The organism is Prevotella sp. DNF00663 (assembly GCF_001553265.1).
In the GTDB taxonomy this organism is placed as follows: Bacteria; Bacteroidota; Bacteroidia; order Bacteroidales; family Bacteroidaceae; genus Prevotella.
The window spans coordinates 1-6,192 of sequence record NZ_KQ960612.1 but is presented as its reverse complement, the minus strand read 5'-3'; the positions used below and the strand labels follow the sequence as shown (position 1 = coordinate 6,192).

Genomic DNA, 6,192 nt, shown 5'->3' with positions numbered 1-6,192 from the left:
TATAATCGGAAAATTAGATTGTGCAATTTTACAAATTAGATTGTACAAAAACTGCATTTTTCTGCACAAATCAAACCATATAAAAACAGGCTTTTGAGCACTGATTAAACAGCGTTTGAAAGATTGTTTTTAGTTGCACAAAATCTTTCGTAAAAGCCTTATTTTAAGGGCCTTTTATTTGGTTATTTCATTACTTTTTCGTACCTTTGTATATACAAAAGGAGTTGTGTCTTTACGCTTCATTTGTCGAATTGCCGTTCATAATTGTGAGCAGCCGAAGTTTTGCGCTTTGACTGCTCACTCGCTTTTATATCCTTGCAATCATAATGTCTTTATATGCTGCAAAGTTGTTTATTCTGCTGTTCTGTTCGTACTTGATAGAACCTTTCAGAAGTCCTGCGTTGTAGCTTTGATTAAGCCACTGGCAAAGCTCTAATATCTGACTTTTGCCAGACGTAAACAAAACGTACTTTGTCTGCTGTATCAGCGTCAGAACGTCTAAATAGTCTTTTAATTGCCAGTATGTGTCTTCTTTGTACGCGGTTATTTCCGTCTGCAAATAAGGCGGGTCGAGAACGAACAAAGCACGTTTGTTGTCTTTATGCGCATCAAACAGCGTTCTATAATCTTCGTGCGCTACTTCCAGCCCATTAAGGTAGTTTGTCGCATCATAATCGCCGTGAACCATTCTGTTGTACATTGTCTGCTTTGCCATTTGCTCATAGCTTTGCGCCCAGTTTCCAGAGAACAAAAGCGAAGCTGACAGCGTTATATAATCAACCTCGCTGCGTTGCTGATGTTTCAGTATCAACGACAAAGCCTTTCTTTTGACTTCTGGCGGTACTTTTTTATCTCTCTGTATATTGGTAAGTAAAGGCGCAATTTCGTGCAGCAGCGCATTTGTTTCGCCTATCTTTGCCAATCTATCTACATAGTAGTCGAAGTCGTTATAAATTACGCGGCAATGTGGCAGCGTATCTTTTGCCACACGCGCAAGCAAACCAGAACCACCGAACAAGTCGACTATCGTATCAACGTCGCCAACCTGCTGTAACACATCTCTAAAACGCTTTACATAGTAGCGTTTTGACCCACGAAAAGGCAGCGGACTGCCTGTGTACTTCTTTTCTTTCATTCAGCATTAAAAAACACCCAAATTATTTTGATATTCAGTATATTATTATTACCTTTGTAAATACATTAGGTTTGTCGGCTACGGCCACGTGCTTGTCCCAGTCAGGGACTCCAAGCGAATTGCGGAACATTCCCCAAGCGAAAAGGGGGAAAACGAGCAAAGTTACGAACCCGTCCCCAGAATAACAGTTATTACCTCCGTAGTGCGAAAAGCATTCGACTATTTGGTGATACTTAGCAAAGCCAGATAAAGACTTTCAAAATGAATTTTCTACATTGTGCCACGACCGAGGGGACTTTAAGCGGAGTAAGACTACCCCGCTTTTTTTGTATCCTAACGCATCGAAAAACTGCGGTAACACACCCTTTTATAAACTTTGCGGGTTATTCCTAAAACAAGAACTGTTTTACCTGTATTCACACGCTTATTTTGTATGCGGTATTTTAGCCGTGCCACCTCTCCGCCAACCATTCGCGTGCCGTCAGCATCATTTCTAACGACCTGAATGCCGACCTCGACATAGCCGCTGGCCTTGCTTTTAGCAGTGCGCTTCCCAGTCGTAACTCTTTTGCGCACGCCTGATACGCTATATACCTCGTTTCCGTCGCTGTCGTTTGGAAGCTGCTTTATCAATGGCCTGCATAGGCCGCCCATTTCCTTGCTTAACAAATCTGCGTCGGCTTTGCTGTTTGCCACGGCTATACAGTGCGGTACATACCATTCGTCCGCCTTTCCGTTGTTCAGCACAATGCCTTTGTAATGCACCCAAGCACGTTTAGGGGCGCGCTTGATACGCTTGCCCTTGTTATGCGTGTACGACTTTGCGCCGCCCGTGGAACGCCACGCAGAGCGGCGTTTTTTGCGCACCACAATTATTTTTGCATCGGCAGGCAATTCGCCGTGTCTGATATACACCACCCCGCGCACAATGCGCATTTCTATGGTGTACATATCACGTTCAGTCCTGTGCCACGCCCAATCGCCTGCCCAGCCCTGTGCTGTTCTTACACGCGTGAACTTTGTACCGTCGCCCATTATTGCCGTCTGCATCACACAGCCAACTGCACCAGCGGGCATTACGGTCAGCCCGTAGTTTGTCTGCCCAGCTATGGCCACCGAGTTAGTGCAGGTCATTACGCACGACGTTAGCAGCGTGTCGAGCTGCGCGCGGGTCAGTCCTGATTTTACCAACATCGGCATTTTCTCTGCCAGTACGTCTTTCAGATATTCGAGGACAACCTGCGGGGCTTGCTTTACCTGTTCTGCCAGTGCCGAATTGCTGACAAGCACACTAAATTTGTCGATAGGAAAACAGGTGGAGGAACTTGTAGAAGACAGGGCGGCGGTCTTGTATGTACGCGCTTCCGCATAGGTTTCGCCGTCAGCCTTGATGTTTTCCGTCTTTGTTGCTATACAGACGAACTTAATAGCGTCAGACATTACAGGCTTTGCAGCCAACGTGTAGAACTCCCCGTCGATATAGCACAAGCCTGCGTTTTTTCCGTCAGGCTGGCGCAGTATGTATTTACTGCCGCCGATATATCCGAGCTGTTGCAGCAACATAATTTGCTGCTGAATGAAGTCAAGCGTCTGCGTTGAAAGCGGGTATTTACCCGAATTTCCAGACGCTGTCCTTGTGTTTAGATAATTCGCTTTTTGCATAATTAAGACTGTTGCATATAAATAGCACGTTTACTAATCAATTTATATTTATCCACCAACGCGGCTATATCCGCGAGGCTTGTCTGGTAGAGGTCGGCAGGAACGCTTACAATGAAATTGTTTTGCTCTGCATTCAGCATTAATTCATTTGCCAGCACTGGTACTTTTGCGTTATCGTCCACATACTTACCTGCGTCATTCAACTGGTCTTCACTGCTTGCCAGCCGAATTTGCGTCCCCGTTTCAGTAATGGCATACAACCAGTCGCCATTGCGTTCTATCGTCAGAATGTCAAAACGGCCATAACGGCTTTTGTAGGCATCATTAAGAACGGTGCGCAGGTAGCAGACCTGCCCGTTATGTGTCAGCCTGTATATATTGCCGTTACGGTGGGCTATGAAAGCCTTGTACACGGCAAGCAGGCCGATAACGGCAGCCCGCAGCAGTCCAAATATAAGCGGCTGGCGTAAGAACGTGGGCAGCAGCTGCAAAACAAGTCTGTAAAAGTCTACCGAGTATTTCATTGTTCCACTGCTTTATATTCCTTGTAATTTACATTAAGGGCATTCACTTCGTAATATCCGCTATATGGTCTGTTATAACCGACCACCTGCGAATAATCGGGCGCAGTGCGTGCCTTTGCCCTGATACCGCCACTTGTACTGTCAATGTCTACCACGACGACCGCTGGTATTTCCTTAATGGCCGCCAATAAGTCGGTATTCCTGTACATACCGTTAAACGGCAGGTTGGTAATGACATTCTGCACGACATCACGAACAGGGGAAGTACCGTCCGCCAGTTCGCCCCTGCTGTTCATTAACGTAGGGTCGTAGTACACGACGAGGTTTATCTGTATAAGGTCTGCGGCTTCATTGCGCAGCACTACGCTAACGCCTGCGTCCTTAATGGTATTAACATAGGAACGCAACGCCTTGAACTGGCTGTCAGGCAGCAAACAGGGCTGCCCGTTCTTCTGCCCAGCCACCTTGATATAGACGACCGTACTGTCTTCCGTCGCAACGGCATACTTCACGACGCGCAAAGCGTCTATATCCGTCTGGTTCATTCCGCTGGTGTCGTAGTAGTCTGCATCTTCCACGAGCTTACGGCCGTACATAAATGCTTTTACCTTATTCACATACCAGCGCAGCGTATGTGGTTCGAGTTGTTCTATTCTCGCGTCCACTTCTGCACTGTGCTTATCAAACAACACCTCGACCGTCCAGACGGCAAAGGCAAAGACATAAAACAGCACGCTTTCTATACTCACGGCACTGAATTGCTGGTCGAACGTCTTGCGTGTGTCCAGTCCGTAGTTTTCAATGACAGCGCGTTGTTTGATAAACGCCGCTGTCATTTCCTTTTTAATCTCTGATATACTGCGAGCCATAAGCCTTTGTTTTAGAGTTCACGGGCAAGAAGTTCGTCGATAGCCTTTTTAACGGTATTCCTGTTTTCCTCAAACGCCGCCAGCTCCTCTGCGCATTGCTGTGTATGGTTGCCGTTGGCCAGTATGGCGATTTGTGCGTCGAGGTCGTATTCTGTACCGATAAGACCAGCGACGAAACGAGCGCGGCGGTTGGTGTCGTTCACGTCCTTTGCTTCAATGAGCGTGCCGCCGTCTGGCATATTGCCAGTATAGGCATAGCCCTGCACGGTTTCGCCCGCTTCGCCTGTTTCGGCAGTGCCTGTACTAACTTCCGCCCTTTCCTCATTGAGGTAAAGTACATAATGTTCGTTGTCGAACTTCACAAAATTCTTTCTTTCGATGTAAGCTACTTTGTTCATATTGTTATAATTTATTCGGTTACTGATGTAAATTTATAGAAGCAGCGTCCGTGTTCGCAGGGCTGCTTAATGATTTTGCAGCGGACAGGTTCGGACAAGTCCAGCCCGTCGAGCTGATGTTGTAAGTTTGTCGAGCCTGTAAATGAAATATGCTGTACCCAGCCCATAGCAGGCTGTGTTTTCGCTTCGTCATTCCATAACAAGCCCCCGTCCTTATCGTGCAGCTGCTCATACACTTCATACTGAATTGTAAGGCAATTCCCGTCGTTGCGCTTTGACGGTTCTACTTTCGCAGCTTGCAGATGTATTTCCCTGTTCAAAATAGCATCTATGGGATATTTTGAGCCTGTAAGCCCACCATTACCCTTTTTGTCTACCTCTTTCCAGTCTTTCATATCTAACTTTCTTAATAAATTCACACTGTTGCAGTGATATATAAACCCTAACCTTGAAGCAAGCATAAGGCGTATTTCTTTCGATGTATGCCCTTTCTTGCGCAATGCAGCTACCTTTCTACACAGTGCCTTTTTGTTGCGTTTACGCGCCAGACAATAGCTGTGCCGTGTAACGTAGCCCACAAAGTCTATACCCCGACTTTCCACAGGGAAAATCTGATAATTGCTTTTGATGTGCAGCAGGCGGTCGTTCTCTAAATAGTCGTTAATGTATATTTGAACACCGTTTAAGTAGCGTTTATCAGCGGCCAGCACCACGATGTCGTCAGCATAGCGGTAATAATAGCGCACTTTCAAAACTTCTTTTATCTGGTGGTCAAGTTCCGACAAGTAGAGGTTCGCAAAGAACTGCGAAATATAATTACCGATAGGCACACCGTCTGCACTGTCGATTATATCGTCTATCAGCCACAACAAATCGGAGTCTTTGATTTTCTGCCTTACAATCTCTTTCAGCACGCTGTGCGTAATAGAGGGGTAGAACTTCTTAACGTCCATTTTGAAGCAGTAGCGTGTACCGTCGAAGTCTTTACACAAGTCCCTGCGCAGCTTCCGCAGCAAGGAATGTATGCCGCGCCCTTTCACGCAGGCGTATGTGTCGGCATTAAAGCATTTGTGCCATATCGGCTCCAGTATCTGCATTATAGCCCACTGTATCACACGGTCGCGGTATGGTAGCTTGTATATTTCGCGGCGTTTCGGTTCGTACTTGATAAACACGCTGTATTTGCCAGTAGTGTAGGTATGTTGCAATAACTCCTGCTGTATCTGGTAAATGTTAGCCTGCAAATCAGCTTCAAACCGTTGCACCTCCTTGCGGTTGCGCTTCCCTTTTGAAGCATTCAAGTGTGCCAAATATAGATTTTCAAGCGTACAGATGTCGCCAAATAAATAACCTATTCTTTTCATTGTTTCTGCTTTGCATAGTCGGGAACTTTCGAGGCGGTCGCCCGTCCTACTAATACCCTTTTTGACTTGATATTTTTTGCCCAGTGGCAAGGCTTGTCCCATAATAGCATATTTCTTTTGCAAAGTATAGAGGCGACGAGTTATTCGCATTCGCATTCGTGGCTGCATTATAAGCATTCGCAGCCGACGCGCCTGCATTCGTGCCATTGTTCGCAGAACCGCCAGCAGCACGAACCCGAA

Annotated in this window: 6 protein-coding genes; all 6 read right to left on the bottom strand. The window is 46.3% G+C overall.

All coding sequences use genetic code 11. The features are described from left to right. Nucleotides 1-307 precede the first annotated feature (307 nt). Nucleotides 308-1,135 carry a DNA adenine methylase gene (locus HMPREF3034_RS04700; protein WP_062433625.1) on the bottom strand — a complete coding sequence of 276 codons (828 nt, stop codon included), beginning with the start codon at nucleotides 1,133-1,135 and terminating at the stop codon, nucleotides 308-310. A 333-nt stretch (nucleotides 1,136-1,468) separates the two neighbouring features. Beyond that, the gene (locus tag HMPREF3034_RS12525) at nucleotides 1,469-2,269 is read right to left on the bottom strand and encodes a hypothetical protein (RefSeq protein WP_156431039.1); all 801 of its coding nucleotides are present in this window, start codon (nucleotides 2,267-2,269) and stop codon (nucleotides 1,469-1,471) included. A gap of 530 nt (nucleotides 2,270-2,799) precedes the next feature. Beyond that, nucleotides 2,800-3,321, bottom strand: coding sequence for a hypothetical protein (locus HMPREF3034_RS04690; RefSeq protein ID WP_062433620.1), 522 nt, complete (start codon nucleotides 3,319-3,321; stop codon nucleotides 2,800-2,802). Next, the gene (locus tag HMPREF3034_RS04685; protein ID WP_062433617.1) at nucleotides 3,318-4,190 is read right to left on the bottom strand and encodes a hypothetical protein; all 873 of its coding nucleotides are present in this window, start codon (nucleotides 4,188-4,190) and stop codon (nucleotides 3,318-3,320) included. The genes HMPREF3034_RS04690 and HMPREF3034_RS04685 overlap by 4 nt, the downstream gene beginning before the upstream one ends. Nucleotides 4,191-4,201: 11 nt before the next feature. Beyond that, nucleotides 4,202-4,588 (bottom strand): hypothetical protein, encoded by a 387-nt coding sequence (locus HMPREF3034_RS04680; protein ID WP_062433613.1) that lies wholly within the window; start codon nucleotides 4,586-4,588, stop codon nucleotides 4,202-4,204. Between the two features lie 11 nt (nucleotides 4,589-4,599). Further along, the coding region (locus HMPREF3034_RS04675) for a reverse transcriptase/maturase family protein (RefSeq protein ID WP_369796364.1) at nucleotides 4,600-6,192 on the bottom strand (1,593 nt) is incomplete at its 5' end.

Bases quoted from the DNA above. Each gene is read 5' to 3' on its own strand.
- HMPREF3034_RS04690 (WP_062433620.1), bottom strand. From the start codon at position 3,321: ATGAAATACTCGGTAGACTTTTACAGACTTGTTTTGCAGCTGCTGCCC.
- HMPREF3034_RS04685 (WP_062433617.1), bottom strand. From the start codon at position 4,190: ATGGCTCGCAGTATATCAGAGATTAAAAAGGAAATGACAGCGGCGTTT.
- HMPREF3034_RS04700 (WP_062433625.1), bottom strand. From the start codon at position 1,135: ATGAAAGAAAAGAAGTACACAGGCAGTCCGCTGCCTTTTCGTGGGTCA.
- HMPREF3034_RS12525 (WP_156431039.1), bottom strand. From the start codon at position 2,269: ATGACCTGCACTAACTCGGTGGCCATAGCTGGGCAGACAAACTACGGG.
- HMPREF3034_RS04680 (WP_062433613.1), bottom strand. From the start codon at position 4,588: ATGAACAAAGTAGCTTACATCGAAAGAAAGAATTTTGTGAAGTTCGAC.